This is a genomic window from Myxococcus sp. MISCRS1, from assembly GCF_026626605.1.
Classification (GTDB): Bacteria; Myxococcota; Myxococcia; order Myxococcales; family Myxococcaceae; genus Myxococcus; species Myxococcus fulvus.
Genome location: NZ_JAPNKB010000001.1, coordinates 2,616,258 through 2,642,387 on the forward strand (window position 1 = coordinate 2,616,258; position 26,130 = coordinate 2,642,387).

Here is a 26,130-nt window from a genome sequence, read left to right on the forward strand (position 1 = left end):
TTCATTTCAGGAAATCCAAACCAGTACCACTTAGATGGATTTTGCGGCAAAACATCAACTCGGCCGCTAGCATAGACATCCCGCCGGGCATGACGGGCGTCCGCCCATTCCTGGCGTCTTCCTTCAAGGACTCATCACTCATGTCACACCCTCGCACCCTCTTTGTGCGCGCTCTTCGGGGCGCGTTGCTGTCCTCCGTGTTGCTCGCCGCCCCTGCCCTCGCCGAGGAGCCGCACTGGGGCTATGCGCAGACCGTCGACCCCGAGCACTGGGGCGAGGTCGCCGGTGGCGCGCTGTGTTCCACGGGCATCCAGCAATCCCCCGTGGCGCTGTCCACCTCCGGGGCCATGCACACGAATGTGCAGGCGCCCAGCTTCCACTACGGCACCAGCCAGGTGCGCATGGTGAACAACGGCCACACGGTGCAGTTCAACTACGACGTGGGCAGCACCCTGCGCCTGGGCGACCAGGAGTACAAGCTGGCTCAGTTCCACTTCCACACGCCCAGCGAGCACACCCTGAACGGCGTGCACCATCCGCTCGAGGTGCACCTGGTGCACACCGACGCGGCGGGGACGCCCAGGGTCGTGGTGGGCGTGCTCATCGAGGAGGGCCTGGTGAACGCGGCGCTCTTCACCGCCTTCCGTCACCTGCCCCGTCACGAGGGTGAGACCAGCACGCCGCTGGGCGCGCTCATCAACGCCAGCGCGCTCCTGCCGTTCAACCGGGCGTTCTTCCACTACGCGGGCTCACTCACCACCCCCCCGTGCAGCGAGGGGCTGCAGTGGTTCGTGATGAAGAACCCCGTCCAGATGTCCGACTCGCAGATCGCCGCCTTCGAGCGGCTGCCGCACCTCAACCCGAACAACCGCCCCGTGCAGCCGCTGAACGGCCGCGACGTGGGGCTCCAGTCCGCGCACTGAGGTCAGGCTCGGGGGCACTCCAGAAGCTTGGGGGCCCCACCCTGTTCAATCCGCCGACAAGCGGTGGGGGCCCCCGCTTTCGACCCGTCCGTCCTTCACGAACCCGACAGACGTCGTGTTGAGACAGAGCTCGAGGCGGCCCAGAGGATGCCGCCCTGTTTCCAGACAAGCACTGCCAGCCGAGGCAGGCGCGGAATCCCGCTGCCTTGACAAACGGGGGGCCCCTCCGTATTCAACGACCATAAACGGTGGGGTCCCCCACTTACGAGAGGAGCCGCCGATGCGTCGTCACCCGACTGTCCTCGTCACCGCCGCCACGGGGAGACAGGGCGGAGCCACGGCCCGGGCCTTGCTGACCGAGGGCAGCACCTCGGTGCGTGTATTGGTGCGCAATCCGGAAGCGCCCAACGCCAGGGCGCTCGCGGCGGCGGGGGCCGAGCTCGTGGTGGGAGACCTGGACGACCTCGCGTCACTGCGCGCCGCCTGCGCGGGGGTCCAGGGGGTCTTCTCCATGCAGTCCCCCATCGTCTCCGCGACGGGCGTCGACTTCAGCAAGGAGGTCCAGCAGGGCAAGAACCTCATCGAGGCCGCGCTGGCCGAGCGCGTGGAGACGTACGTGCACACCGCGACGTCCGGCGTCGGGGACCACCGGAACATCGAGGGTTGGGCGGAGGGACGCTGGAAGGAGCACGAGGTCTACTGGGAGAACAAGCTCGCCACCTGTGAGCGCGTCCGGAGCGCCGGGTTCAGGCACTGGACGCTCATCCTGCCGGCCACCTTCATGGACCACGCGATGCTGGACACGTCCGCCTTCGTCGACGGGCACCGGTGGGTGACGGTGCTCGAGGCGGACCGGCCCATTCCCTTGATTGCCCCGGAGGACGTGGGCAACGCGTCCGCGGCGGCCCTCCTGAACCCCGCGCGGTTCCACGGGGTGACGCTGCAGCTCGCGGGCGACGTGCTCACGCCCCGGCAGATGGCGGAGGTCCTCTCCCGCGTCGATGCAAAGACCTACACCGTCCAGTCCAGCACCATCGAGGAGGCCGTCGCCGCGGGCCTCCATCCCGGCGTGGCGCGAGGGCTGACCTACATGAACGTCGCCCCCGCGCTGGCCCGGCCCGAGCTCGCCAGCGACCTGGGGCTCTCGCTCATGCGCTTCGAGCCCTGGTTGCGCCAGCGCCGTATCCAGGCACCCCGTGAGGCGCTCAGTACGGGCTCGCCGTCGGGCGGATGATGATTTCGCTCACGTCCACGTCCGCCGGCTGGCTGATGGCGTAGGCGATGGAGCGGGCGACGGCTTCGGCGGGAATCGCCACCTTGCGGAACTCGCGCATCACGTCGCGCGCGTTCGAGTCGCTGATGCTCTCCGCCAGCTCCGACGTGGTGACGCCCGGGGAGATGACCGTCACGCGGATGTCCCCGCCCACCTCCTGACGCAGCCCCTCGGAGATGGCCAGCACCGCGAACTTCGTGGCGCAGTACACCGCCGCCGTCGGACTCACCGCGTGCCCGCCAATGGACGACAGGTTGATGACCTGCCCGGACTTCTGCCGCTTCATCACCGGCAGCGCCGCGGCGATGCCGTGCAGCACGCCCCGGATGTTCACGTCGATCATCCGGTCCCACTCGTCCACCTTCAGCTTCTCCAGCAGCGACAGCGGCATCACCCCCGCGTTGTTGATGAGCACGTCCAGCCGTCCGAACGCCTCCACCGTGAAGCGCACGAAGCCCTCCACGTCCTCGCGCTTCGTCACGTCCACCGCGCGCACCCGCACCTCGCCTCCCGCCGCCGTCAGCTCCTTCGCCAGCACCTCCAGCCGCTCCTGCCGGCGCGCGCCCAGCACCACCTTCGCGCCCTGCTGGGCAAGCAGGCGGGCCGCCGCCTCGCCGATTCCGCTGCTCGCTCCGGTGATGGCCACCACCTTGCCCTGGATGTTCGTCGTCATGTGCACGTCCCTCGATGGATTGCCCGGTGCCAGGAGGGCGCCGGGGACATGCACACCTTCTCAACCGAGGGCCTGGGGGCGTTATCCGGATGCTCGCCGGCTCTTGCCTAATCCTGCACGGGACGTTTGACTGCCTGCCATGAAGCGCGCCCCTCCCTCGGCGTCCGCCCCGAATCCCAGCCTGGACGAGCTGGCGACGCTCCTCGCGCGCCACACGCCCGCGGACGGCATCCACGCCACCGCCATCCCCCGGCTCTCGCTCATCCGCGCCTCCGCCCCCACCCCGGAGCTGCACGCGCTGCAGGCCGCCGCGCTGTGCATCGTCGCGCAGGGCCGCAAGCAGGTGCTGCTCGGTGACGACGTCTATGTCTACGGGACGGACCAGTGCCTGGTCGCCTCCATGGACCTCCACGTCACCGGCCAGGTCATCGAGGCGACGCCCGCCAGGCCCTACCTCTGCTTCCGGCTGGACCTGGAGCCCGGCCAGCTCAGCAGCCTGATGATGGAGGCGGCGCTGGAGGCGCCCGAGGACCGCGGCGTGGCCCGAGGGCTCGCGCTGGGCCCGGTGGCGGCACCGCTCCTGGACGCGACGTCGCGGCTCGTGCGGCTCCTGGACACCCCGCGCGACATCCCCGTGCTCGCGCCGCTCATCACCCGGGAGATTCTCTACCGCCTGCTGTCCGGGGAGAACACCGCGCGGCTGCGGCGCATCGCCATGGCGGACAGCCGCCTGGACGCCATCGCCCGCGCCATCCACTGGCTCAAGGCGCACTACGCCGCGCCCCTGCGAATCGAAGACCTGGCGCGCACCGTCCACATGAGCCCGTCCGCGCTCCACCACCACTTCAAGTCCGTCACGGCGATGAGCCCCCTGCAGTACCAGAAGCAGCTGCGCCTGCAGGAGGCCCGTCGCCGGATGCTCGCCGAGGCCATGGACGCGGCGATGGCCGGGCACTCCGTGGGCTACGAGAGCCCGTCCCAGTTCAGCCGCGAGTACAGCCGGATGTTCGGCGCCCCGCCGTCGCGGGACATCGCACGGCTCCGCGAGTCGCTCGGAGCCGTGCAGTGACGCAGTCAGCGGGGCGCGCCGCGCAGCTCGTCCATCAGCGCCTTGGCCGTGCGGCCGTCATGCACGCTGAAGTCGGCGAGCCCCGGGTGGACCTCGGAGCCGAGCGCCTGGATTTCACCCGACGCCGTCACCCGGAGCCGCCCCTGCCAGCCCCCGAGCACATGGTACGCGCCCGGGTGCTTGGCCGCGGGGATGAGGAAGAAGATGGCCTCCTCCGCCAGCCGCAGCACGGGCTTGTCATCCGGCTCCATCCGGTGGCCGTCCGGCGCCAGTCCCCCCAGCTCGACGATCTCCAGCTTGCTGTCGGGCCCGAGCTTCGCGCCCCCCAGCGCGACCAGCCCCTCTTTCGCGCGGGCGACGTCCGACACCACCAGCGTGGAGACCGTCAGCGGCGTCTCCGCGTAGCGGTCCCCCGCCTCCTCCGGCGTGAAGTACCGCTGGGCCTTCTCGTTCCAGCCGTAGACGCGCTGAACCGCCGGACGCGACGACACCACCCGGGCCTGGACGATGACGCCCGACTCGCCCACCATCTCCTTGAAGCTGTCGTGCGTCACCCAATGCACCGTCATCGGGTGGCTGTGCTCCACGGACTCGAGCGGCTGGGACACCGGTTGCGCGACCTCGGCGGACGGCGCCTCGCGAGCGCAGCCCATCATCGCGCCCCAGACGCACGGGAGCAGCAACAGCCTGCGTGCCTTCTTGAATTCATGCATGGCGTTCTCCTTTCCTGGCGGCCCGTCAGGGATACAGCGCGTTGAGGCCCTGCGCGTCGCAGCCGCTGAGCGTGGCGGGGTTGGAGCACTCGGTGCAGGGGTTCATCACCCGGCCCTGGGTGCAAACACAGACATGCTTCATTCCCACCGCGTGCCCCGTCTCGTGCTCGGCCAGCCACAACCGCCAGGTGGCGTCCGCCGTGACGCGGCTCAGGTTGAACTGGATCATCGCGCCGCCCCGGTTGATGCAGTTGTTGGCGCCGATGCCGCCCGGGTACGTCGTGTAACCCCACCACGTGTCGGAGGTGTTGGCGTCCCAGTAGTCGATGTCGTGGTTGGAGTGGTTGGAGCCGTCCGTGTTGAGGTACAGCGTGTTCCCCGGCGCCGCGGGCGGGTTGTTGAGGTTCGTCCAGGCCTGCGGCACCTGGCTGATGGACGAGTGGTTGTAGACGTTGACCGAAGTCCAGTGCTGGGAGCCGCTGTAGGTGATTCCGCACCACTTCCAGCCCGACAGGTTGTAGCAGGCGTTCAATCCCCCCGAGCCGCAGTCATCGCGGGTGCAGGCCTGAGCGTCGGGCGAGGTGAGCCCTCCGAGCGCGGCCACCATCGCGATGGCGGCCGTCCGGTTCCAGAGCGTTCGCATGAGCCGTTCCTCTTGGCGGGGCGTGGGCTACTGACAGGTGATGCCCGGCAGGCCCTGGTAGGAGCCCTGGGACGTCCACAGGGAGATGGTGCCGCCGCAGCCCGGCGTGGCCGCGTACGGGTCATCCGTTCCCCACGTCGGGTCGGAGAACTCGAAGTGCAGGTGAGGCCCCGTGGACGCGCCCGACGAGCCCGCCTTCGCAATCCAGTTGCCGCAGGGGATGTTCGCGCCCACGCTGTACTGGAAGCTGAACTTCTTCAGGTGGAAGTACTTGCTGCGGCGGTTGTCCGAGTGTCGGAGAATCATGTAGTTGGCCGCGCGGATGCCGCAGTTGGCGTTGGGGTCGTCCTTGTTCCAGGCCAGGCACCGGTCGTAGAACCCGTCGACGGCGCTCTCCAGGACGCCGGAGGCGGCGGAGATGACCCAGACGCCCGCGTCCATCGCCGCGAGGCCGCCGGACAGCGAGAAGTCCGTGCCCAGGTGGCCGTAGTAGGTCCAGCCCTGGCACGTCCAGTCCTTCACGCCCCCCAGGTCCTTGTACGCGCCGACATAGCAGCCGCCGCTGGCGCACTGGCCGGGGTTCATGGACATGGGGAAGCGGAACATCGTGCCCGCCAGCGCGGACGCGGGCGCCACCAGCAAGGCCCCCACCAGCAGGGCCTGCAGCTTCATCGAGAGCGTCGTCTTCACCGGGCACCTCCTTCCCGCACCGCCACACCGGTGCGCACATCCAGCGTCCACTGCTCGCCGCCGCCGGCCGCGTAGCGCAGCCGGTCCTCGGACAACCACTCCATGGCCCCGGTGTTGATGGGAGGCGGCACGAAGTTCGCGGGCACGCCGTCGCGCAGCGCGCCGGCCTTCAGGCCGACGTTGGTGAGCTGCACCGGCTCCGCGCCATCCAGCGTGGTGCGGAACCACGACGCCATGGTGGTGCGTCCCGACACGAACACCACCGTGCGCCCGTCCGGGGACATCGTGCCCATCGCATCCAGACCCGGCCCGTCCGCCACCACGGTGACGCGGCCGTCCACGCCCACGAAGCCCACCGCCGTCTCATGCGACTCGGCGCCGGTGCGCGACAGGGTGGCCACCACGCCGTCGCCCTTCACGGACGGCGCCAGGTCGCCGAGCACGCGCTGCGCCAGCAGGCGCTCCCGGCCCGAATCCTCGCGCAGCCGCAAATCTCCCTCGGGGGTGAGCAGCAGCGTCTTGTCGCCCAGCGCGCTGGCCTCCGCGTACTTGAAGGCGCGGTCCACCACGCGCACGGTGCCCCGGGCCTCGTCGTAGCGCAGCACCGCCAGCCTCGGCTGCAGGTCCGTCCCCGGCGGGGGTGCCTCCTCGATGACGCCCAGCACCGTCTGCGCGCCGCGGCCGTGCAGCGTGGCGACGAACGCCTTCGCGCCGAACTCCTTGGCGAGCATGGGCTCCACCGCCGCGCGCATCGCCCGCACGCGAGTCACCTCGCGCGACGCCCCACCCTCTTCCGCCTGGGCGACCGGCCCCGACAGCAACAGTCCGGCCACCGCCATTCCCAATGTCTTCATCACGAGACCTCACTGAACCTTCATGATTGCAATGCAGCCATGCCCGGCCGACACACGGCTCCGGGCACACGGCGACTCACCACTGACGAAGGGCGCGGGTGTCCCCATGCGGGGCATCGGGACGTGGGAAGCACGCCCTTCGCCCCCATGACCGACGGGGCGGATTTACGTCCCATTTCCCGGCGCGACGGACCGGACCACGGCGCCAGGGCGCGGGTCTCCAGGTCCTTCTTCGCCAAGGTGGCCGACCTTGTTCACGCCTCGAGGGCGGCCACCGTGAACGGCACGACTACACGCCGCTGGGCGTCACTCGGCGCCCGGCAACAGCGGGGGCGCGGAGAAGAACAGCAGCCCGCGGCTCAGCATGGGCATCCAGGCGCCGTAGTGGTCCTCGCCCGGGAACTCCAGGAACCGCACCTCCAGCCCGCCGCCCAGGGCGGACAGCTCGCGGGTGTTGTCGACCATCCGCCGCTCGACGGCGAGCATGCCCCGCTCACCCTGGCTCTTGCGCGGCGTCTGCTCCAGTCCCCCCACCGTGAACAGCACACGCGCCCTCACCGGCGTCGCCGCGTGGTGCGCCAGGAAGGACGGCTTCCCGGTGAGCACGTGGCGGTGGTTCCACCAGAGCGACGGACTGCCGGCGATGAACGTCTGGAACGACGCGGGCCGCGTGAAGAGCGCGTGCACCACCAGGAGCCCACCATAGGAGTGGCCCATCAGCGCCGTGCGCGACGTGTCCAGCGGCAGCCGCGCCGCGAGCGCGGGCTCCAGCTCCTTCTTCACGAAGTCCAGGAAGCGGTCCGCCCCCCCCTGCTTCTTCGAGAACCGGTCCCCCGTGTTCGACAGGTCCGGGGCCGGCGGCGTGTAGTCCTCACCGCGCGCCTGGTCACTCGCGGCCGTGTCGCCCGGGTAGCCCAGGCCGACGATGATGGGCGGCGCGGCTGGCACCCCGAAGCCCTTGGCGAGCCTGGGGAGCGCACGCGACAGGCGCTCCAGCGTGGGGAAGTGCGAGCCCCCATCCAGCAGGTAGATGACGGGGTGGCCCGCCGCGGGCGCGGGGCCCTCCGGGATGGCCACGAACATCCGGTGGGTCCGCCCCGTGTGCGTCGACGCCAGGTCGAACTGGAACGTGCCCGGCAGCGTCACCGGCGCCCAGTCCACCTGGACCACCGAATCGGCGCGGGGCGTGGGCCCCGAGGAACAGCTGGCGGTCAACAGCCCCGCCGCGAGGAACAAGGGGATTCGCATCAGGTGGCCCACTCCTTGGGAACAGACGGCTCCTGGCCGGGGCTCGCGGCCGGAGCGCCCAGGGACCAGACACTGTCCTGGGGACCCGTATGCGCGCGTCGGGACGTCGCCCGCGCCATCCAGGCGAAGCAGAGGGCCCCCAGGAGCGCGGTGAGGTCCACGCCCAGCCCGTCCAGCGTCGCCCAGGGGCCGAGCCCCGGCACGAGCCACCCCACCAGGGTGGTGAGCGGAATGGCCAGCGTGCAGAGCGCCGCGCCCCACAAGAGGTCGATGGACGCGCGCGCCGCGCCTCGCGCCAGCGCATAGCCGATGGAGGCGAAGAAGACCGCGTAGTAGCCGTATTGGTGGAAGACCCGCACGTCCGCCACGTGGGCGCCGAGCCACTTCGCCAGCACCAGGGTGAAGGAAATCCCGCTCACGCAGCCCAGGCAGATGCCGACGGTGATGGCCGCCATCCAGCGCACGTCCCGCCGCTGGACGGGCAGCGCTCCCGCGGCGCGCGCCTTCTTGCGGCGCGTCTCCACCCAGAGCACGTTGCCGCTGTAGAACAGCCACGCGCCGCTGAGCGCGAGCAGGAAGTAGATCCACTTCACCGGCGGGCCGCCGAAGGTCCCGAAGTGCAGCGCGAAGAAGCTGCTGATGAGCGTGACGGGGGCGGACATCTGGCCCGGGAGGAAGTCGGCGGACTGCACCTTCCCGCTGTACGGGTCCAGCGCCACGAACCCTCCGAGCGCGCGCGGAGACAGCGCCGCCGGGTCATGCCCCCACACGCGCACCAGGGCGCGAGGCGTGGCGACCTTCACGTACTGGAGCGAGTGCGGCTCCAGCGCGGGAGCGGCGACCCGCGCCCGGGCGAGCAGCTCCGCGGGCGGCAGCATCGTGGTGGGGTCCGGAGCGCTCCGGACGTCACCGGCCGCCGGCCTGAAGCCGGCGCGCAGCGTCCCGCCGTGGATGAGCTGGTCCTGCACGTCGTAGATGATGTCGTGGAGGCCGAACACCGCCGCGGTGATGGCAATCAAGAGGTGGAACGGGAGGCTCGCGATGCCCACCACGTTGTGCGCGTCCATCCACCACCGCTTGAGGCCCTTGCCCACGCGCAGCGCGAAGAAGTCCTTCACCAGGGACGGCAGGACGATGACCAGCCCCGACAAGAGCGCGAGCGCGTAGAGCAGCGAGATGACGCCCGTGAGCACGCGGCCCACCTCGGTGTCGAAGGGCAGGCCCACCACCCGGTGCAGCACGTCGATGAACTCGCCCACCTTGCTGGGGTGTCCCTCGGTGACGACGGCGGCGCCGTTCGCCTGGAGCGTGGCGTGGAACCGACGCTCGCCGAGCACGTCGTGGTCCTCGTCGCCCTCGTTGCGGTGCCAGCTCATCGGCGAAGGCGCCTGGGCCGGCGCCGCCTCGAGCGTGAGGGTGAACTCTTCGGCCACTTCGGGGTGCTGGGCCAGGGTGGTCGTCACCAGGGCGTGCAGCTCCGCGGCGGACCTGGGCTTCGAGGAGGCGCGTTCAGCGGGCGGCGTGGCCCAGCGGGCCAGCGGGTCCTTGAAGACGGTGAAGGCGCCCGCGTAGAAGCAGATGAAGAGCCCCAGTCCGGCGACGATGCCAGCCCAGGTGTGGACGACCTTGTAGACCTTGATGAGGGCGGAGCGCATGGGAGTGCCGGCGGAGGTCAGGGGTTGCGCAGGAGCAGGAAGGTGCCCCAGGTGAGCACCGCCGCGCCGCCCAGCCACAGCCAGGCGCGCGGCCCCGTCCTGAAGAAGAAGCAGCCGCCGACGACGCCCATCCACACCGGCACCACGCTCCACATGACGAGCTGGTTGCGGGGGCTCGTCGCCATGGGCGCCAGGGCCAGGGACAACAGGCCGCTCACGCCGAACGCGAGCACCAGCCCCAGCAGCACACCCGCGAGCGTCTTGGAGAGCCAGTCGGGCCGGAGGACCTCCTCATCGCCGCCCGCCATCACCGAGCCTCCCCTCGCCCGACGAGCAGCGCCGCGTACGGGAGCAGCATGAGGAGCAGCGTCGTCCAGACGAAGAGCACGGAGAGCGCCACCCAGGGCTGGAGCGACTGCCCCAGGAGCGGCAGCGCCGCGAGCACCAGGAGCGAGCCCACCCAGCGCGCCGGACGCGCGGGCAAGGCAGCGCGCAGCAGGCGCTGGTGGCGCGAGGACAGGTACAGGCCGAGACATCCCCCGAGGGAGAGCAGCAGCGCGAGGGGGACGAAGGGATTCATGGCGCCCGGGGAAGCAAGGGACAGCGGGAGCAAAGGCCCCCGCCGGGACACGGCGGAGGCCCTGCTCGAGGAACAGCGAGGACTAGCGGACGCGCAGCAGGCCGCGCACCTGGCCCTCGACGACGGTCTTCGCGTCACCCAGGCCCGTCTGCGGGCTCATGATGCGGAAGCGCGTCTGGGCGTTGTCGTTGACGAACTCGGGCAGCACCAGGAACTCGCCCGGGTTCTGGGGAATGGTGCGGCCGTTGGTGGGCACCAGGTCGTCGCGCACCACGGCCGTCGCCGTCGGAGCGTCGCCGAGCGTCACCTCCCACAGGCTCCACCAGCCGCCCGTCGAGGCATGGCTGCCGTGGAAGGGCCGGCCACCCGCCACCGCGGCGTCGAACGCGACCTGCGCGGCCGCCTTGTCCATCACCCGCACGTAGCCCTTGCCGGGCGCGCCGGGCAGCAGCATGGACGCGATGTCTCCGTCCGTGCCGGGAGAGACGAAGGCGTCGAGCGTGGTGAACCAGTTGTCGAACTCACCCGTCGCGGGGTCGAAGCGAATCATGCACGGCTTCGCCGCCGTCGTGGGCGACACGAAGTGCGCGCCGGCGGCGAGCGACTCGGTGGCGTAGTAGATCTTCCCGTCCGTGTGCTTGACGCCGTCGCGCGCCCAGCCGCAGCGGGTGTCGGTCTTCACCGTGACTTCGTCCGTCTGCGTGTCCACGATGACCAGCGCCGTCTTGGCCGGAATCGTCTTCACGTCGGCGGCGTGCCAGCCACCGGCGATGATGACGTCATTGCCCGCGGTGACGGCCAGGCTCTGCGAATAGCGGAACGTGAACTCGCCGTCCTTGAGCTGCGCCGTCAGGTCCTTGGAGCCGATGAGGGACAGGTCCTTCGGGTTCCAGATGACCAGCTTGTAGTTCACGTGGTCGAAGTAATAGGCCTTCGACTCGCTGACGAAGTAGTGCTGGGACTGGTAGCCGTTGGTCGCGCGGACGCCGTAGCCGGTGAAGGACAGCGCGGCCTCCGGCACGAGCGCCCCGGAGGCGTTGAGCGTGTAGGGCGTCATCGTCGGCTGGGTCGAGCTGCTCACGAACAGCTTCCCGGCACCCGGGTAGCCCGCGACGATGTACGCGTCCGCGGACAGCTCGAGGGCGTTGGCGATGCCGACGGTCTTCGCCTCCTGGATGTCGTCCACCGTCACCAGGTAGCTCTGGGTGTTGCCACCGGCGATGGGCACCTGGGTGATGAGGGCGTAGAGCGGGTCCGGCGTCCCCGCGTCCGGGTCCGTCGGGTTGCCGGCATCCGGAGTCGGCGTCGGGTCATCCGAATCCGAGCAGGCGGTGGCGAACACGGCGAGAGCGAGCAGTGCGGACTTCAGCTTCATCGGGCTTCCTTTGGCGATGACATCCTGAAAGGGGACACGGAGGGCGGCTCAGAGGTCGACGGTGAGGCGCGCGGACAGGGCGCGCCCCGGCCGCTGGACACCGACGAGGTCGAAGGCGGCGGCGTCGGTGAGGTTGTGGAGGTTGAAGGAGAAGGAATACGCGCGCCGCTCGAACCGGGCGCGGTAGGTGAGCGCGGTGGAGTGCAGCACCTGCGTCGGCACCGACTGCTTCGTGCCGCCATTGCCCGCGCTCTCCCAGGAGCGGTCGAACGAGCCGACGACGCGGGTGGTCCACTCCAGGCCGAGCGCGTCCTCGCGGGAGAGCAGCCGGCTCACCTGGAACCGCGCGGTGCCGGTGGCCTGCAGCCACGGGAGGTTGGGCATGCGGTCGCCCTTGAAGCGCGCGAACTGCCCCTCCTCCGCCAGGTTCTTGAAGTCGAGCCAGGTGACGGCGCCGGTGAGCCCCACCCAGTCACCGGGGGAGTCCCAGTCCAGCCCCGCGTGCGCGGTGACGGAGCGGGCGTGGTCCACGTTCTCGTAGGCCTGCGTGGTGTCGCCGGGGAACAGCTGGATGAGGTTCTCGATGTCGCGCAGGCCCGCGGAAGCGTTGGCGCCGAAGCGGCCCACGGGCGTCACCCACGAGAGCAGCTCCACGCCCACGTTGGCGTTGTGGCTCGACTCGGGGAGCAGCGCCGTGCTCTCCACCAGCAGGCCGCCGTCGCCGAAGAGCTCCTCCACCCGGGGCATCCGCGTGGTGCGCTCGTAGGACGCCTTGAGCAGGAGCCAGCGCGTCACGCTGAAGCGCAGCGTGTCGCCGTAACCACCCGCCCACCGCGTCTCCGCCAGCTGCGCGTTCGTCCCCGAGGAGAGGCGCTGCACGTAGCCCTTCACGAACAGCGTGTTCTCCAGCCGGCCCTCCCACAGGGACTGCCGGTGGGACAGCCCTCCGAAGCCGGACGTGAGCCCGAGCGGAATCCGCAGCGGGTCCTCCTGCCCCAGCCGGGTGAGGTAGGCGTTCTCGCCCGTCCGCTCGCTGTCGTCGGCGCCGAGCGACAGCTCCAGGTCCTCCACGTCGAGCAGCGTGCCGAGCAATCGCACACGTCCGAACAGCGTCTGCCGCTTCTGCGTGTTCTCCAGCGGGGACGAGCCAATCTCACCCGCCCGTGCCTGGGTCCCCTGGCAGACGCCATACCAGTCGTAGAGACAATCCGAGACATCGTACAGCTCACCGATGCGCTGGTTGTACCCCGCGATGGCCAGCACCTTGAGCCGCTCGTGGGCGGACACCTCGTAGCGCAGCCCCACGCCGTAGCTCTCCTGTCCGGAGGTGACGGCGCCATAGGGGCGGATCATCAGCTGGTCGTGCGGGACTTCCTTGTCGTACTGGCCCAGGTAGCCGGTGAGCACCAGCCGGTCGAGCCCCGGCAGCGACTCGACGCCCAGCTCCAGGCTCCCTCCGGAGCCCCGGTAGGCGTCATGGCTGCGGTTCAGCGCGCGCGGCCCCACCCGCCCGGTGACGGGGTCGGCCACGGGGACGGTGACGCGGTAGTCGTTCCGGGCCCGGTCATGGAACCCCGCGGCGCGCACGAAGACCTGCTCGTTCGCCCGCCACGTCACCCGGCCGGTGCCGCGGTAGCTGCCGAAGGAGCCCGCCTGGAGCGACAGGGACGCGCCCGTCTCCGGGGCCGCCAGGTCCGAGCGCAGGTGGATGGCCCCGCCCAGCGCGTCCGTCGCCAGGCGCACCGGGACGACGCCGTTGAAGACCTCCATCTGCCGGATGAGGGAGACAGGGACGCTCCCCAGCCCGTAGACATACGGCGAGTACTCGATGGGCACGCCGTCGAGGAGCACGCGCACCTGGTCGCCGGAGAGGCCGCCCAGGGACAGCTGCGTGCGGCTGCCCAGGCCGCCCGTCCTCTGGACCTGCACGGCCGAGGCGCGCGTCAGCACCTCCGCGAGGTCCTCCGCGCGCTCATGGGCCTTCTCCAGCTCCACCACATCCACCGCCTCCGAGCCACGCACCAGCACGCGCGCCTCGGTGGCCTTGCCCCGGACAATCGACGTGAAGGAGGGCAACTCCGGCTCCGGGGGGGCCTCCGCGGGCGTCTGGGCCACGGGCGCCTCGTCCACGGGCTGCTGGGGCGCGGGGCCCTCGGCGACCTGGGAAGCGGGGGCGGCGAGGATGAAGTGGTGGATGAACTCGAACTGGCAGGCGACGGGGGTGCCGTCCTGCATCGCGGGTGTGAAGCTCGCCTTCGCCAGCGCGTCCACGGCCGCCTCGTCGAGCCCGTGGCCAAGCCCCTCGACGACCTGCGCGCGCGTGACGCGGCCCTCCTCGTCCAGCGTCAGCAGGAGCTTCACCGCGCCCCCGACCTTCGCGGCCAGGGCCTGGGGCGGATAGACGGCCTCCGGCTTGGACAGGAGCACCGGCGGGACGACGCCGCTGGACGGCGCGCGCGGCTCCTCGGTCGGCGCCGGGCTGGCCGGAGCGGCGACAGCGGTCCCCGGAGGCTCACTCGCCTCCTGCGCACGCGCCTCCCCTCCCGACAGCAGGGACAGCAGCACCAGTGCGGAGAACGAAGAGGTCGGCGCGAGGGCGCCCCGCCAGCGACGAGGTGTAGGCATGTTCAGCGAGTGCGGGTCGGAGCTCCCAGGATGATTCCGATTTTGAATCTCATATTCATTATCGACCCACACCGCCTTTGTCCTATCAGCGGTGGCGGTGGGGGTCAATCAGGGAGGCTCTCCCGGGTCGGAACCGGGGGCCGTCCGGAGACCTGCGCTACTGGGACTGATAGGGCCGGTGACTCCGAGCCCGCAATCCTTGCGCGTGGGGCACTCCAAGGCCGCATCGAGCCGCGCTTCCCGAGGAGGTCCCGGTGCCAGGGGAGACAGGGGAGGTGTCCGGTGGCGGACTTCGAGCCCCCTTCACGTCCCGCTCAATTCCTGCTCAACCGCGACATGCGCGGCCTTCACAAAGACAATCCAGACAGCCGCACCGCTCGCGGAAACGCTCAGCGAACCTGGAGGACGTCGCCTCATGAGGACCCGCCTCGACTGCCTGTCTCCCGAAGTCATCGCGAATCTGCACGCCCACCTGGCGGAGCTCCGGCGCCAGGGGCCCATCGTGCAGGTGGACCCGGGCGGCATGTGGGCCGTCACCCGCTACGACGAAGCACAACACGTGCTCAAGTCGCCGCAGCTCTTCTCCTCCACGGGGATGCGCCTGGCGTTCCAGCCGGAATGGCTCGGGCGCGCCAATCCCCTGGCGGAGTCGCTTCCCTTCCTGGACCCGCCCCAACACGGACGACTGCGGACCCTCATCCTGCGGGACTTCACCTCCGCGGCCATCAAGCGCCTGGAGCCGCGAATCCGCGCCCTCACCCGGGAGCGCATCGCGCGGATGATGGAGCAGCGGACGGTGGACTACATGGAAGCCCTCGCCGTGCCCGTTCCCGCCACCGTCGTCTGCTGGCTGCTCGGGTTGGACACCGCGCTGCTGAAGCACTTCGAGCGCTGGGCGCATGACATCGCCCTCATCGGCGGTGTCCACCCGGAGGACACGAAGCAGATGGAGCAGTGCCGACGGACGCTCGACGAGATGGAGCGGTACGTCCAGGACGCCCTGGACGCGCGGCGCAAGACGCCGGGCGATGACTTGATGAGTGATTTGCTCCAGGCCCGCGCGGGCGGGCAGGCCCTGACCCCACAGGAGCTGATGAGCTTCTTCTTCGTGCTGTTCACCGGCGGGGTGGAGACGACGACCTATCTCATCGGTCAGTGCGCCCGGATGCTCTGTCAGCACCCGGAGCTGCTCTCCCGCCTGCGGGAGACGCCGACCCTCATCCCCCGCTTCGTCGAGGAGACCCTGCGCTACGAGCCCTCCGTCGTGGCGCTGCTGCGCACGTGCCTGCAAGACGTGACCGTGGCCGACACCGCGCTGCCCAAGGGGAGCGTGGTGCTGGTCTCGCTCGCCTCGGCGGGCCGTGACGAGAAGGTCTTCCCCGACGGTGACCGGTTCATCCTGGGGCGGGAGAGCGCGCAGCACCTCACCTTCGGCCACGGCATCCACTACTGCCTGGGGGTGATGCTGGCACGGATGGAGGCCAGCATCGCCCTGGAGGAGCTCATCCCCCACGTGAGCCGGATGGAGCTGCGCACGGAGCGCATCGACTGGACCACCTCCCTCGTCGTTCGCGGGCCGGCGACGCTGCCCGTCGAGCTCTTCCCCGCGTGAGCCAGGGCGCGGGGCCCCACGGGAAGGGACGCGGACCCCTCGTGTTATAGGGTCCGCGCATGCGGATGATCGACAGCGTGGAGTTGCACCCTCAGCGCGCACCGGCGCCGCCTCGCGCGGCGTCCACGCCCATCGCGAAGGACACGGTCCCCTACGTCGAGTTCCTCGCCTTCGAGCCCCATGGCTCCCTGCTGGTCATCGAGGCGCCCAACCTCGCCAGCCAGCTGGGGCGGCTGGTGCGCCGGAGCGGCCCCCGCTTCGACGTCGAGGCCGAGCTGACGGGCCTGCGCGGCCCCGGCGCGCGCTCGCCGGGTGGGCGCTGGCTGCTCACGGGTGGCGCGTTGTTCTCGGGACAGGCGGCGTGCTGCCAGGTCATCGACCTGCACACCTTCCAGGTCGTGCACACCCTGCCCGTCATGCGGCCCTTCGTCTGGGTGGACGATGCGCACTTCATCGCCCAGTCGCCGAACTGGAGGACCGCCGTCACGGAGGGGGGAGTGACCCGGGCGGAGACACGACGCGTGGACCCGGCGCTCGCGGCCGCGCTGCCGGCCCTGGTGACTCCGGAGCCGTCGATGGTCCTCGTCTCCCTGGCCTCCCTCGACTGTCGGCCGTTGCTTCCTTCCCTCCTGCTCGATGAGGAAACCTGCGCCGTGCTGTCGTCCGACAAGGACATCCTCTACACGGCCACGTCCTTCTCCCGCGTGTCCGCGGTGAGTGTGTCCGACGGGCAGGTGCTCTGGCAGCGCCCACCGTCACGGCTCGTCACGGAAGGCACCGTCTACGCGATGGCGCTCGATTCCTCGACGAACCGGCTGGTGACTGTGGGCGGCGGCGTGGAGCACGACACGCTCGTGCTGGATGCGAGGAGCGGTGACGAGCTCTCACGCCACTCCCTGGAGAAGCTCACGCGCGGAATGACCCCGGGGCCGAGCACCCGCGGGGATGCCGTCCACTTCCGCGAGGACGGCCTGGGTGTCATCGGCACCAACAACGGCCTGGTCATCGAACTCGGAACCGATGGGCGCTGGTGCGCCTTCAAGGCGGGAAACCGCTCGCACCGAGCCATCGCGTTCTCGCCCGACGGCGCGTCCATGATTCTCGGAGGCGCGGAGAAGAACCTGCGCGTCGTCCCGCTCACGACGCGCTGAGCGGCGCTTCAGGAGTTCCTGGCCCCGGAGCTGGCAGCCCGTCACCGCGCGACCCAGGCTACGGGCGCACCATGTTCACGGGCACAGCCCCCGTCAGGTCCTCCACGCTGTCGAAGAGCAGCTGGCCCACGTAGTTGAAGTTGTGGGCCCACGCGCCCTTGTCCTTGCGACTGAGCTGGTAGTTGTGCGTGGCCTTCACGAGCGCGGGGGTGAAGGGCGCGAACGCGTTGGACGAGACGGCCTCCGTCGCGCTGCACGTGCCGTCCTTGTCCGTGTCCTTGAAGAAGTACGGATTGACGTCGCCGTTGTAGCAGAGGCCGTTGCTCGTCACCGTGCGCATGGCGGCCAGCAGGCGCGCGGCCATGCCATCCACCTCCGCCCGGAGCAGCTCCGTGGTGTTGCCGTCCCCGTCGTAGTCCTGGAGGTGGACGTTGCGAACCTGCTCCGCCGACTCCTGGTCGGCGTGACACGTCTCGCACCGCGTGCTCCACACGTCCGCGATGCGGAAGGTGTGGTTGCTCACGCCGGGGACATGGCAGCTGGTGCACTGCGAGCCCCCCAGGTGCGAGAGCCGCCCGGCGTACGTCTTGCCCGGGTACTCGTACCCTGTCTTCGCCAGCGTGCCCTCACGCGTCCCGGCGGCGGGCATGTAGTGGACGTTCTGGAAGCGGGGCGTGCCTCCCGCCGCCAAGGCATTGTCGAGCGTGGCCTTCGACGCGCGTCCGATGTGGCAGTTCGCGCAGAGGTTGTCCTGGCCCGGCAGACTCACCGTCGTGCCATCCGGCAGCCACGTGCGCGTGGGGACGAACACGTCGTAGTCCGGCGCGAAGCTCTCGTGACACGTGGCGCACTCCAGTCCGTTGGCCGTCTCCGGCACCGCCTGCCCCACGCCGTACTGCACGAAGAACCGGTAGCCCTGCGCGCCGCTGTGGCAGCGGGAGCAGCTGGCCTGCACCGTCTCGCTCGCGTCCCAGTTTCGCGCCGCCTTGCTCGCTCCATTGAAGTGGCCGGGGTCGTTGCGCACCAGCAGCGACGTATCGAAGGGGGTCGTCAGCGCGCCGTTGAGCGACTGAATCGAGTCGTGCAGGAGCTGGATGATGTACTTCGCGTTGTGGGCGAACGCGCCTGGGTCCACGCGGGCGAGCTGATAATTGAAGGCCGCCTTCTGCAGCCGTGGCGTCCAGCTCTTGTAGGCGTTGGTGCTCACGACCTCGGCCGTGGAGCATGTCCCATCGCCATCTCCATCCCGGAACCAGTAGGGATGGGCGTTGCCGTAGCAGAGGGGCTGGGCCCGCTCGGCGCCATAGCGCTGGAGCGTGGCGAGCAGCCTGTCGCGCAGCCCCTGAATCTCGAAGTAGATGCCCTCGGTGCGGTTGTTGTCTCCGTCGTAGTCCTGGTTGCGCGAGGCGATCTGCCGGATGTTCCACGCCTGGGTGACATCGGTGACGCCCGGATGGCACGTCGCGCAGGCGTCCCAGCGGACGCGGGTGCTGTGCGGGTCATGGCACTCGTTGCACTTGTCGAAGTCCGGCACATGGCGGAAGCGCGTGTCGTAGACCTGCCCGGCGTACTGGTAGCCACCGGCCGCCTGGGCGGCGAAGAGCGTGGCGGCCGCCGGGTAGTAATGGATGTTGGTGAAGCCCAGCGCCGCCGAGGCCGTGTCCTCCCCCACTCCCGCGTCGGCGACCTGCGCGTCGATGTCCTTCCCCGCGGCGCGCCCCTGGTGACACACCATGCACCGCGCCTCCGCGCCCAGCCCGGTGACCTCCTTGCCCGAGGGGAACGTGACGGCCGTCAGCCGCGAAGCCGCGGCGTCATGGCACGTCTCGCACCGCACCACGGACTCCGTCCTGCCCGGCGCGTCCACCCGTCCTGGGGCGGAGCCGTCCCCGCCCAGGAAGTCGATGTAGCCCTCCGAGCTGTGGCAGCGCGCGCACGTCGCGGGCACCATCCCCTCCTCGTTCCAGTGAGAGAAGGCCTCCGCCGTGGTGTCCGCGTGCGGCGAGCCCGCCCAGGCCACGTAATAGGGCACCTGCGACGGGTCCACGCCGGCGTCCCCCGCCGAGGGCCCCACGACCACCACCGCGTGACGCCCCTCCAACCGCGAGCGCTTCCCGACGACCTTCACCGCCGTCTCACCCACGCTGACGCCCGTCACCAATCCCGTGTCGTCCACCGTGGCGATGGCCGGGTCCTCGCTCTCCCACGTGTAGCCGTCATCCGTGGCCTCGCGCGTGGCGGCGCCGAGCTGGAGCGTCTGTCCCAGCAGGACCGAATGCGCCCCGCTGGTCGTGATGCCCGGGTTGGCGTTCTCCAGCTTCGCGCAAGCCACGAGGAGACAGGGCAGCGCGGCGACCAGGAGCAACGTCGTTCGTCTCATCGGGTCCCTCCTGGGAGATGTGTGGGTCATGGCAGCGCGCCTCCGGCGATCCACGCCAGGAGCGTCTGATACTCGGGGGTGCCGTCGGCGTAGATGGCCCCGCCGCCGTGTCCCGCCCCGGCGGCCTTGCGCAACAGGCGGCTGCCAGCGGGCGCCGCGGTGTCCGTCAGCGCGTTCGACACCTGGAAGTCCGCGTCCGCGTCGCCCGTCAACACGAAGCCCGTGTTGCCCGCGGCGCCTCCAGCGCGATGGCAGGACTGACAGCCCGATAGCAACAGGGGATGCGCGTCCGTGGCGAACGAGGGCGCGTCACCTCCTCCGTCGCCGCCACCGCCGCCGTCACCACCGGAGGGCGTGCCCGCGTCGGGGCTCGCGTCTCCTCGGTGGAAGTCCGCGCAGCCCGGGACGACCAGGAGCGCGAGCAGGAGTCCGAGCCTAGAACTCATACGCCACCACCAGTCGCGTGAAGTCGTCCGGCACCTCGTCCACCTTCTCCAGGTTCCAGAACTGGAAGAGGCCCACGCTCAAGCCCTTCCAGCGGGCGACCGCGCCCACGTTGTGCGCGGAGGCGTCCTCGCGGGTGAGCGCGGTGGTGTCGAGAATCCGCCCGCGCTGGTTGCCGAAGGTGCGCAGGCCCTGTCGATACTGGAGGTAGAGCCAATCGGTGGGATGGAAGCGGAGCTGGAGGTAGCTGGCGAAGTGGTAGTAGTCCGCGCCGGGACCGCCGTACCCCTCGGCCTCGCCTCCGGAGACGTCCGCGCGCAGCAGACCCGCGCCCAGTGAGAAGCGCTCCAGCACCGGCACCCCGCGAGGGCGCCACGACGCGACGTCCAGGGCCTGGAGGAACAGCCTCCGGCCGTATCCCAGCGGATTGTAGTAGGCCGAGTACCAGAGGCTCAGCGGGCCCCAGGAGCCACCCAGCCGCGTCCCCACGCCCAGCCGCGTCGCTTCCAACGGAGCGAAGTCCGACTGGAGGTTGAGCACGGCATCGGCCCGGCGGAGCTGGTAGCCGGCGATGACGTAGACATCCGCGGAGAGCAGGAACGGCCCCTCCCGGCGCTGCACGTTCGCCGTGAGCCCCTCACGCGCGTAGACGGGTGGGAGCACCTTCTGGTCGAAGCCCGCGAGGCCGCCGTAGCTGTGGTGGAACAGCGGCTCGGCGCCGAAGGGCACCAGCACCTTGCCCACCCTGGCGGAGAGCCGCACCGGCCAGTCCTCGCCGCTGACCCGGTAGCCCACCTCCCAGAACTGGAGCGACAACGTCTCCAGTGTCAGCGTCACCGGGTCCTCGGTGGACTGGCGCGTCAGGAAGAGGAAGTGGTGGTAGCTGCGCAGCGCGTTCGAGGCGCCCTTCTGGAAGGGCTGGTCGTTGTAGCCGAGGCGCTCGTAGTTGAGGTCGAAGCGCCCGTTGAGCGTGAGCGAGCCGAGCACGGGGAAGGTCCCGAGCTGGACGCCCGGCGGTGGCCCACCCGACGATGCGATGGGAGGCGTCGAGGACGGAGCAGCGGGCGCGGCGGTGGCCACGGAGGGAGGTGGCGCCGAGGATGGAGCAGCGGGCGCGGCGGTGGCCACGGGAGGTGCCTCCGCTCCACGCGCGCCCTCATCAATCCACCGGGCCAGGAGCGCGAGCTCCGCGCTCCCGGGCTCCCACACCGCGCCGCCCTGATGCGAGTCACCTCGCGCGCGTTGATACAGGAGGCTCGTGTCGGCCGAGCCGGGCGTCACCAGCGCCAGCACCGTGCGCAGGTGGGGCTCGGGCTCCGAGTGGGCGACATAGCGGGTGGACCCGGCGAACCCATCCGCCGCGTGACAGCTCGCGCAGCCCGCCAGGAGATGCTCGTGGATGCGGGGAGCGAAGCGCAGCGAGTCCGAGCTGGAGGCAGACGCCGGCACGGGCTGCGTCCCTGGCGCGAGCGGCGTGGACGAAGGAGGCGTCGGCGCATCCCCCACGCGCGCGGAAGCAGGAGCCCCCGGAGGTGCTGCCACCGTCGAGGAGGGCACCGCGGACTCCACCCCCACGCGCGAGGAGGCCATGGACTCCGAAGGTGTTGCCCCCGTCGAGGACGGCGCGACGGGCAACTCTCCCACGCGCGCGGAAGCAGGAGCCCCCGGAGGCATTGCCGCCGTCGCGGGTGGCGCCGAGGGCCCCTCCCCCAGGCGCGCGCCCCCCGGAGACGTTTCCTCCGTCGAAGGTGTGGCCGAGGCCACGTCCCCCACGCGCGCGGAAGTCGGAGCCCCCAACGTCGTTGCCGCCGCCGACGAGGGGGGCGGCGCGGTCCCGGCAGGGGCCTGTCCTGGGAGCGCCCCGGATTCGACCCACCTCAGCAACGTGGCGTACTCGGGCGACTCGGCCGCGAGCGACTTCTTGCCACCATGCAGGACCGCGCCGGTCCCCTTCTTCAACAGCGGACTCTGCGCGGCGGCATCCAGCTTCACGAACCGCAGCGTGGTCTCGTAGTCCGTGCCATCGCCACGCAGCACCCACTTCGACCTGCCAGCCATGCCCTCCGGGCGATGACATGACAGACACCGGGCCACGAGGATGGGCCGGGCGTCGGCGGCGAAGGTCGGTCCGCGCGGCTTCGGCGCCCCTCCCGTCCTCGGCCCCGACGGAGTCACCCCCGGTGCTGGTGCCGCCTTCGTGGGCGCGGCAGGTGCCGCGGAGGTCTCGGGAGTCCCCGCGTCAGCGCTGCCTTCTGGTGCGGGCGGAGGCGTCGGCGGACGCTGGATGCCCAGCCGCTCCTGGAGCTGGCGGCGCTTCTCCTCCTGCGTCTGCGCGCGCGCGGGCATGGCCGCCGTCAGCAGGAACACCCCCACGCAGAGACGGCCCAGGTCAATGAGGCGCATGGCAGGCCTCGCAGCGCATGGAGCTCGGCGCATTGGCCGCCCGTCCATCGTGGCAACTGCCACAGTAGCGGCCCTCGCGCATGTCCTGATGGGTGAAGCCCAGTGGGGCCTGGGGGAACACCCCCGGGTGGCAGCTGTAGCAACGCTGCGAGTCGTGGGCCCAGTGTGAGAACAGCGCCGGCACCGGCGCCTTGCGTTCCTTCAAGAGAGGAATCCGGACATCCTGGGGCGCGTTGACCGCGAGGATGGGCGGCGCGAAGAGCAGCGGCACGGCGAGCACCACTCGCCAGCGCCAGCGATGCAGCACGGCCCCCGCGCGAGCGCGCCAGGGCTCCGAGGTCGGAGTGCTCATAGCGCCTTGCGCTCCTTGAGGATCTTCCAGACGGTCACCACGTAGAGGCCCACTCCCAGCAACACCAGGGGCACGCCCACCGCCGTGAACACCACGAAGGTGAGCGGTGACCAGAACAGCGTGGTGAAGAGCTGGACACACAACCCCGCCAGCACCAGCAGGGCCGCCCTCCGGATGCGCTTCTCGTGGCTCATGGACGTGGCTCCGGCAGCCAGAAGTTCCGCGCCTTCACGCCCTCCAGGTCGTGCGCGAGGTCGTGACACGTGAGACACGAGCGCGCGCCGCTCTGGAGCTCCGCCTGGATGTCCTGGTGCGCGGACGCCTCCAGGAAGCTCCGGGCGTCGCTGTGACAGTGCAGGCAGTTGTAGTTGGGATACGGCTGATAGAGCTTCGGTCGCTCGGGAATGGTGCCGAAGTAGTGGACCCAGACGTGCTTGAGCCCGTTGAACTTCGCCTTCGCGTCACCGAACAGGGCGTAGTCCGTGTGGCACGCGTAGCAGGTGGTGTCCCGGCTGATGAGCCGCTTCTGGTAATGCACCGCCGCCAGCGACGCGGCGTTGTCCACGAACAGGCTCTGCCCGTACGGCTCCATCTCGTGACAGCTCAGGCAGAACTGCGTCTGCGACGACTCACGCACGCCCACGGCGACGCCCGCGCCGGTGACGACCAGTGGGAGGATGGCCAGCCCCGCGAGCAACACCAGCCGCCCCAGGTGGCTCGCGGTCAGGACTCCCGCCGCGAACGCAATCAGGGCGACCAGGACCGCCACGGCGATGACAACCACTATCAAGAGGGTGGGCAGGCGGGAACCTCGCTCCCTTTCCTATACAGGTCTCATGCCCATGCGTGAACCCTGGAATGAAGATGCGCAATCGATACGCAATTCCTGCGCACCCGCGCCATGGCGCGCAAGAATTGCGCGACCATGACCGGGGGGAGCGACAGCACGTCCAATCCCTAGCGCTTGTCGACGAGGTGGCGCAGGAGCGAGGTGAGCCCGGAGAAGCGGAACGACGGGTCGATGTACTTCTCGAGCACGTAGAAGGCGAAGTAGTAGGCGCGACAGAAGGCCCAGATGGCGAGCAGCAGCAGGAGCAGGACGCGCCACTCGGGCAGCTCCATCAGGAGCAGCGCCGACGAGACGCAGCCGATGACGACGAAGAGGATGGCCTTCACCCACATCCACCGGTGGGATTGCAGGTCGCGCATCCCTGGAACGTAGCGCCTGGCGAGCCCTCTTCGACAGGCCGGCCCACCCACGCTCGAACTCCGGGGCTTGCATACATACCAACCGTACGGTATGTCGACTCCATGCCACGCTTACCGAAACACGCGCCAGAACGCGGGGAGGCCCGGACGCGGCTGCTCGAGGCCGCGCGCGACACGATTCGCGCGAAGGGCTTCGCCGCGACCTCGGTCGAGGAGCTCTGCCAGATCGCGGAGGTGACGAAGGGCGCCTTCTTCCATCACTTCAAGAGCAAGGAGGGGCTCGGCGTGGCCGCCGCGGAGCACTGGAAGGAGACGACGACCGCCTTCTTCGCGAGCGCGCCCTACCACGCCCCCGCGGACCCGCTCGACCGGGTCCTGGCCTACGTGGCCTTCCGCAAGTCCATCATCACCGGGAGCCCCGCCGAGTTCTGCTGTCTGGTGGGCACGCTGGCGCAGGAGGTCCACGCGAGCGCGCCTGACATCCGGGACGCCTGCGCCGCGAGCATCTTCGGTCATGCCCAGACGCTCGAGGCGGACATCGCCGCCGCCATGCGCAAGCGCCGCGTCTCCGGAGGCTGGACGGCCGCGAGCCTGGCACGCCACACCCAGACGGTGATTCAAGGCGCCTTCGTGCTCGCCAAGGCGGGGAACGACGCGGCCCTCGCGCGCGAGAGCCTGGACCACCTGGACCGCTACATCCGCCTGCTCTTCAGGCTCACACCCCCGGAGAAAGCCTCACCATGACCCAGGCCTCATCGCTCGGCTGCGCCTGCGGGGAAGTCTCCCTGCGGGTGGACAAAGCCCCCATCATCAGCGCCGAGTGCTGCTGCGACAGCTGTCGCGCGGCCGTCGCGAGATTCCAGACGCTGCCCGCGTCACGGCTGCTGCTGGGGCCTCGGGACGCGTCACGCTTCGTGCTCTACCGCAAGGACCGCGTCCACTTCCTCCAGGGCACGGACCGCCTCGCGGAGTTCCGGCTCACGCCGGAGTCGAAGACCCGCCGCGTCGTCGCCACGTGCTGCAACACGCCCGTGTTCCTCGAGTTCCAGAGCGGCCACTGGCTCAGCCTCTATGGGGGCCTCTGGGCCGACGGAACCCTGCCTCCGCTGGAGCTGCGGACGATGACCTCCGACCTGCCGCCCGGGCCCGCGCTCCCCACGGACGTGCCCAACAGCCGGCACCAATCCGTCGCGTTCTTCATCAAGCTGCTCGGCGCGTGGGTGGGGATGGGCTTTCGCAGCCCGAAGCTCACCTTCGTCAAGGCGGAGCTGCCGCGCTGACCTCGCGCGCGGATGCGCCTGCTAGAGCCTGCCGACGACGAGCCCTCGGACGTCACGATACCACCGACAATCGCATGACCAGAGCCCTCCAGGTGCAACAGCAACGCACAGGAACGACCGGTCATCAGCAGATAGATGGAACCCCGGACGCGACGAGGGGCGTCGAAGCAGCTCACGAATTGTTCGTGAGTTCATCGACTTGCTCGAGGAGTTCCCATGCCCGCTCGCCGTGTATCCCTGGTCCCTGTTTCACTGTGCGCCACTGTCGCGCTCGCCCTCCTCTCCGGCTGTGGCGGAGGCCTCGCGACGTCCAACCCGCGCTACTTCACCGACGGGAAATGGAACGCGTTGGACAGCCCGTATGCCCTCACGCCCATGCTCGCCTGCGCGTATCCGGCGGAGGGCAACGACAAGGTGTATCGCAACCTCGAGGACCATCTCGCGCCCGCCATCTGGAGCGCGTATGGCAAGGATGTCTCCGAGGTGAAGGTGAAGAAGTTGAAGGGAGACAGCGAATGGTGTGACGCGTTCCCGAACATCGCCGCGGACCGCTTCATCGTCCCGCCGCGGATGAAGAAGGAGCTGGCCGAGTACGTGAAACAGTCCGGCGCCAGGGGTGTCATCATCCCGGTCGCGCACCTGTATCGCTCGCCCATCATGAAGGATGTCCTGGGCCCTGATGGTTCGCCCATCGGGAGCGTGGAGACGGACCGCTTCGGCGCCGACGGCACCGCGGGACTCTTCGTCCACTACATCAACGAGAGCGGAGAGCTCGTCTACACGGGACGCTCGAAGACGAATGGCCTGGGCGTACTCGCGAACCCCATCGATTACATGCGGGACCATGCGTCCGACTACGCCCAGCAGATGACGCAGAAGGCGCCGCCCGTCACCCTCCAGTAGCCCTCGTGCTTGACTCTCCCCCTGGGGGAGACCGCCACCCTCCAGGCATGTCACCCACGGACATGTCTCGGAGGA

26 protein-coding genes are annotated in these 26,130 nt (G+C 70.0%); 8 read left to right on the forward strand and 18 right to left on the reverse strand.

Translation table 11 applies throughout. The features are described 5' to 3' along the window. Positions 1 to 140: 140 nt before the first annotated feature. Positions 141 to 923, forward strand: a complete 783-nt coding sequence (locus OWM54_RS09915; protein ID WP_267697319.1) for a carbonic anhydrase — start codon at positions 141 to 143, stop codon at positions 921 to 923. A 280-nt stretch (positions 924 to 1,203) separates the two neighbouring features. Continuing rightward, the gene (locus tag OWM54_RS09920) at positions 1,204 to 2,157 is read left to right on the forward strand and encodes an NmrA family NAD(P)-binding protein (RefSeq protein ID WP_267697320.1); all 954 of its coding nucleotides are present in this window, start codon (positions 1,204 to 1,206) and stop codon (positions 2,155 to 2,157) included. Here OWM54_RS09920 and OWM54_RS09925 read toward each other — a convergent pair. Next, entirely contained in the window at positions 2,129 to 2,869 is a 741-nt protein-coding gene (locus tag OWM54_RS09925) for an SDR family oxidoreductase (RefSeq protein ID WP_223750299.1), read from the reverse strand. The genes OWM54_RS09920 and OWM54_RS09925 overlap by 29 nt on opposite strands. Positions 2,870 to 3,008: 139 nt before the next feature. On the opposite strand from OWM54_RS09925, the gene OWM54_RS09930 reads away from it, so the two are divergent. Further along, a complete protein-coding gene (locus OWM54_RS09930) occupies positions 3,009 to 3,938 on the forward strand; it encodes an AraC family transcriptional regulator (RefSeq protein ID WP_223750298.1) in 930 nt (309 codons plus the stop codon). A gap of 5 nt (positions 3,939 to 3,943) precedes the next feature. On the opposite strand, the gene OWM54_RS09935 is transcribed toward OWM54_RS09930, so the two are convergent. The 10 genes from OWM54_RS09935 to mxcH all read right to left on the reverse strand — a co-directional run bounded on the left by OWM54_RS09935 (position 3,944) and on the right by mxcH (position 14,321). After that, positions 3,944 to 4,651, reverse strand: a complete 708-nt coding sequence (locus tag OWM54_RS09935; RefSeq protein ID WP_223750297.1) for a hypothetical protein — start codon at positions 4,649 to 4,651, stop codon at positions 3,944 to 3,946. A gap of 25 nt (positions 4,652 to 4,676) precedes the next feature. Further along, a complete protein-coding gene (locus tag OWM54_RS09940; protein WP_267697321.1) occupies positions 4,677 to 5,294 on the reverse strand; it encodes a hypothetical protein in 618 nt (205 codons plus the stop codon). Between the two features lie 27 nt (positions 5,295 to 5,321). After that, positions 5,322 to 5,984, reverse strand: a complete 663-nt coding sequence (locus OWM54_RS09945; protein ID WP_223750295.1) for a M23 family metallopeptidase — start codon at positions 5,982 to 5,984, stop codon at positions 5,322 to 5,324. Continuing rightward, a complete protein-coding gene (locus tag OWM54_RS09950; RefSeq protein WP_223750294.1) occupies positions 5,981 to 6,838 on the reverse strand; it encodes a TolB family protein in 858 nt (285 codons plus the stop codon). The genes OWM54_RS09945 and OWM54_RS09950 overlap by 4 nt, the downstream gene beginning before the upstream one ends. Before the next feature lie 306 nt (positions 6,839 to 7,144). After that, complete coding sequence (locus OWM54_RS09955) at positions 7,145 to 8,086, reverse strand: alpha/beta hydrolase (RefSeq protein ID WP_267697322.1); 942 nt, start codon at positions 8,084 to 8,086, stop codon at positions 7,145 to 7,147. Continuing rightward, the gene (locus OWM54_RS09960; RefSeq protein ID WP_267697323.1) at positions 8,086 to 9,741 is read right to left on the reverse strand and encodes a PepSY-associated TM helix domain-containing protein; all 1,656 of its coding nucleotides are present in this window, start codon (positions 9,739 to 9,741) and stop codon (positions 8,086 to 8,088) included. The genes OWM54_RS09955 and OWM54_RS09960 overlap by 1 nt, the downstream gene beginning before the upstream one ends. Before the next feature lie 17 nt (positions 9,742 to 9,758). Continuing rightward, positions 9,759 to 10,049, reverse strand: a complete 291-nt coding sequence (locus OWM54_RS09965; protein ID WP_141322973.1) for a hypothetical protein — start codon at positions 10,047 to 10,049, stop codon at positions 9,759 to 9,761. Then, a complete protein-coding gene (locus tag OWM54_RS09970; protein WP_267697324.1) occupies positions 10,049 to 10,321 on the reverse strand; it encodes a hypothetical protein in 273 nt (90 codons plus the stop codon). Before OWM54_RS09970 ends, OWM54_RS09965 begins: the two co-directional genes overlap by 1 nt. Before the next feature lie 82 nt (positions 10,322 to 10,403). Continuing rightward, positions 10,404 to 11,696 carry a hypothetical protein gene (locus OWM54_RS09975; protein ID WP_267697325.1) on the reverse strand — a complete coding sequence of 431 codons (1,293 nt, stop codon included), beginning with the start codon at positions 11,694 to 11,696 and terminating at the stop codon, positions 10,404 to 10,406. A gap of 48 nt (positions 11,697 to 11,744) precedes the next feature. Then, positions 11,745 to 14,321: a TonB-dependent siderophore myxochelin receptor MxcH gene (gene mxcH, locus OWM54_RS09980; protein WP_267697326.1), complete on the reverse strand. Its 2,577-nt coding sequence runs from the start codon at positions 14,319 to 14,321 to the stop codon at positions 11,745 to 11,747. A 415-nt stretch (positions 14,322 to 14,736) separates the two neighbouring features. Here mxcH and OWM54_RS09985 point away from each other — a divergent pair, with 415 nt between their 5' ends. Both OWM54_RS09985 and OWM54_RS09990 read left to right on the forward strand, forming a co-directional pair. Then, positions 14,737 to 15,933 (forward strand): cytochrome P450, encoded by a 1,197-nt coding sequence (locus tag OWM54_RS09985; protein WP_267697327.1) that lies wholly within the window; start codon positions 14,737 to 14,739, stop codon positions 15,931 to 15,933. 59 nt (positions 15,934 to 15,992) lie between these two features. Then, positions 15,993 to 17,084 carry a hypothetical protein gene (locus tag OWM54_RS09990; RefSeq protein WP_267697328.1) on the forward strand — a complete coding sequence of 364 codons (1,092 nt, stop codon included), beginning with the start codon at positions 15,993 to 15,995 and terminating at the stop codon, positions 17,082 to 17,084. A 58-nt stretch (positions 17,085 to 17,142) separates the two neighbouring features. On the opposite strand, the gene OWM54_RS09995 is transcribed toward OWM54_RS09990, so the two are convergent. The 7 genes from OWM54_RS09995 to OWM54_RS10025 all read right to left on the reverse strand — a co-directional run bounded on the left by OWM54_RS09995 (position 17,143) and on the right by OWM54_RS10025 (position 23,872). Beyond that, entirely contained in the window at positions 17,143 to 19,464 is a 2,322-nt protein-coding gene (locus tag OWM54_RS09995; RefSeq protein ID WP_267697329.1) for an Ig-like domain-containing protein, read from the reverse strand. Positions 19,465 to 19,490: 26 nt separating this feature from the next. Next, positions 19,491 to 19,910, reverse strand: coding sequence for a hypothetical protein (locus tag OWM54_RS10000; protein ID WP_223750283.1), 420 nt, complete (start codon positions 19,908 to 19,910; stop codon positions 19,491 to 19,493). Beyond that, positions 19,900 to 22,311 (reverse strand): hypothetical protein, encoded by a 2,412-nt coding sequence (locus OWM54_RS10005; protein ID WP_267697330.1) that lies wholly within the window; start codon positions 22,309 to 22,311, stop codon positions 19,900 to 19,902. The genes OWM54_RS10000 and OWM54_RS10005 overlap by 11 nt, the downstream gene beginning before the upstream one ends. Beyond that, the gene (locus tag OWM54_RS10010; RefSeq protein ID WP_267697331.1) at positions 22,298 to 22,663 is read right to left on the reverse strand and encodes a c(7)-type cytochrome triheme domain-containing protein; all 366 of its coding nucleotides are present in this window, start codon (positions 22,661 to 22,663) and stop codon (positions 22,298 to 22,300) included. The genes OWM54_RS10005 and OWM54_RS10010 overlap by 14 nt, the downstream gene beginning before the upstream one ends. Next, entirely contained in the window at positions 22,660 to 22,857 is a 198-nt protein-coding gene (locus OWM54_RS10015; RefSeq protein WP_141322983.1) for a hypothetical protein, read from the reverse strand. The genes OWM54_RS10010 and OWM54_RS10015 overlap by 4 nt, the downstream gene beginning before the upstream one ends. Beyond that, positions 22,854 to 23,432: a NapC/NirT family cytochrome c gene (locus tag OWM54_RS10020; RefSeq protein ID WP_267697332.1), complete on the reverse strand. Its 579-nt coding sequence runs from the start codon at positions 23,430 to 23,432 to the stop codon at positions 22,854 to 22,856. Before OWM54_RS10020 ends, OWM54_RS10015 begins: the two co-directional genes overlap by 4 nt. A 188-nt stretch (positions 23,433 to 23,620) precedes the next feature. Beyond that, positions 23,621 to 23,872 (reverse strand): hypothetical protein, encoded by a 252-nt coding sequence (locus OWM54_RS10025; RefSeq protein WP_141322985.1) that lies wholly within the window; start codon positions 23,870 to 23,872, stop codon positions 23,621 to 23,623. 102 nt (positions 23,873 to 23,974) lie between these two features. On the opposite strand from OWM54_RS10025, the gene OWM54_RS10030 reads away from it, so the two are divergent. The 3 genes from OWM54_RS10030 to OWM54_RS10040 all read left to right on the forward strand — a co-directional run bounded on the left by OWM54_RS10030 (position 23,975) and on the right by OWM54_RS10040 (position 26,055). Further along, a complete protein-coding gene (locus OWM54_RS10030; RefSeq protein WP_267697333.1) occupies positions 23,975 to 24,616 on the forward strand; it encodes a TetR/AcrR family transcriptional regulator in 642 nt (213 codons plus the stop codon). After that, a complete protein-coding gene (locus OWM54_RS10035; protein WP_223785495.1) occupies positions 24,613 to 25,152 on the forward strand; it encodes a GFA family protein in 540 nt (179 codons plus the stop codon). The genes OWM54_RS10030 and OWM54_RS10035 overlap by 4 nt, the downstream gene beginning before the upstream one ends. Before the next feature lie 216 nt (positions 25,153 to 25,368). Further along, positions 25,369 to 26,055: a hypothetical protein gene (locus tag OWM54_RS10040; protein ID WP_267697334.1), complete on the forward strand. Its 687-nt coding sequence runs from the start codon at positions 25,369 to 25,371 to the stop codon at positions 26,053 to 26,055. The last annotated feature ends 75 nt before the right edge of the window (positions 26,056 to 26,130 follow it).